At 43.1% G+C, this 1611-nt stretch carries 2 protein-coding genes; both read right to left on the bottom strand.

Translation table 11 applies throughout. The annotated features are described in order from the left end of the window. Positions 1 to 152: nicotinamide phosphoribosyltransferase domain-containing protein (locus A3739_RS30095; RefSeq protein WP_197472423.1), on the bottom strand; the 152-nt coding region annotated here is incomplete at its 3' end. Between the two features lie 77 nt (positions 153 to 229). Continuing rightward, positions 230 to 1273 carry a bifunctional nicotinamide-nucleotide adenylyltransferase/Nudix hydroxylase gene (locus A3739_RS18240; protein ID WP_068481099.1) on the bottom strand — a complete coding sequence of 348 codons (1044 nt, stop codon included), beginning with the start codon at positions 1271 to 1273 and terminating at the stop codon, positions 230 to 232. Positions 1274 to 1611 lie beyond the last annotated feature (338 nt).

The following is a 1611-nucleotide window of genomic DNA, read 5'->3' as shown; positions in this document are numbered from 1 at the left end:
ATGAACATTTGCAAACCAAAGAAGACTGCCTGTTTGAATTGCCCGCCCCTCGCTTCGATGTAACTAGACACCTCTGTCGTATTGGGTGGGTACTGTAAGTAGTGAGACGCTTTATAAGAGTCTACATTTAAGATGATATTTCTATTAGTCATGATGGAAATCCTCCAATCAGTTTTTCTCTTTTAAAAACAGGGCTGGGTCTATCCCGGCCCTGGGGTATGCTTAGTTTTTACATTCCAATCATTTCCTGGATGATGAAATAGTGATCTTCAAAAATCTGGGTTGGATCCAATTCCGCCAGTGGCATCCACTTCGCGTGTTTTGCATCGTCCCCGCCTTTTACTTTGGGTAACTCCTTGTTCGGAGCTAATTCAAAGTAGAAAGCATGTGTAATCGTTCTTCCTCGTGCCGAGCGGTAAGGGTCATCAAATACTTCTTGGGATTTGATTGAGCCTTTAAGTACCGGTGCAGGCACTTTCAAACGCGTTTCTTCTCTTAGCTCCCTTAAGCAAGCATCTACCAATTTCTCTCCGTGATCCACGAAGCCTCCAGGTAATGCTAGTAGCCCTTTCCCTGGCCTTGCTTTCCGTTCCACCATCAAGACATGTCCGCTTTGTATCACCACTGCATCAACTGTTACGAAGGTCGGTGGATACGGTGCAGCACTCCATGCTTGCTGATACTTAGCGACAAACTCCTGTTCACTTTTTACTTCACTGAATTCAGGTGTCGCGTAGAACTTCTTCAATTCTTCTTGCACGTTCACTGGCAAGAATTGTTTTAAATTACCTTGGCTATCTTTCGAACCAAAAACCAATTCTCTAACCGGTGTTGCGCTAATTCCTTGGTAGTTCTCTACTTCAACTGCCCCCCATTGCGGGAACAAATTTAAGTAGTATGAACTCTGGTCTTTACTGTGCCCGATCAACCCAACTTTTGGTTGCTTGTGCGGTACACCGTGGTGTGCCGTTACATAACCATTTACAGTTGCTTGTACGTTTCGAACCCAAGATTCATCGTTGTAAACAATATCCATCAATGGAGCGACGTGCATTCGATCGCTCTCTTCTTGAGACACTGAACCGCGAATCATGGCTTCGCGTTCTGCTATCGTCCAAGGGTTACGTGTTGATCTAGGTTGGTGTGCTGAGCCCGCTAAAATGATTAGCTGTCTCGCCTTTTCCAAACCTTCTCGGACCACTTGTAAATGTCCATTATGGAAAGGCTGGAAACGCCCAATAAAAACTAAAAAGTCGAATTCTTTGTTACTCATATCAGCAAACCCCTTGCTGTTGGTGACAGGAAATTGGTCTATCCAATTTCGTGCTAATGCTAACTGGTGAATCCCACCTGATTTGTTAGCCTGAATACATAGTGGCTTACTGCCACTTATATGTCAACACCCTATTTTGACTTAATTTAAAAACTCTCAGTTTGACATAGTGTTTTTGCGCCACTATCTTAGTGGCTTATTAACACTTATGTGTATGTTGTTCTTTATCACGGAATAAATGAAAGCCAGTAGACAACTGGAGATGAGTTAGAAATGACAAAACAAATATCCGAAAAAGAGTTCCTGAAGAACTACAACATTCATGACTTTGACATACC

It is taken from the genome of Oleiphilus sp. HI0067 (genome assembly GCF_001635735.1).
The sequence above is the reverse complement of the archived record's forward strand: the minus strand, read 5'-3'. Positions and strand labels throughout refer to the sequence as shown.

Coding starts and splice junctions, on each gene's coding strand:
- A3739_RS18240 (WP_068481099.1), bottom strand. CDS start 1,273: ATGAGTAACAAAGAATTCGACTTTTTAGTTTTTATTGGGCGTTTCCAG.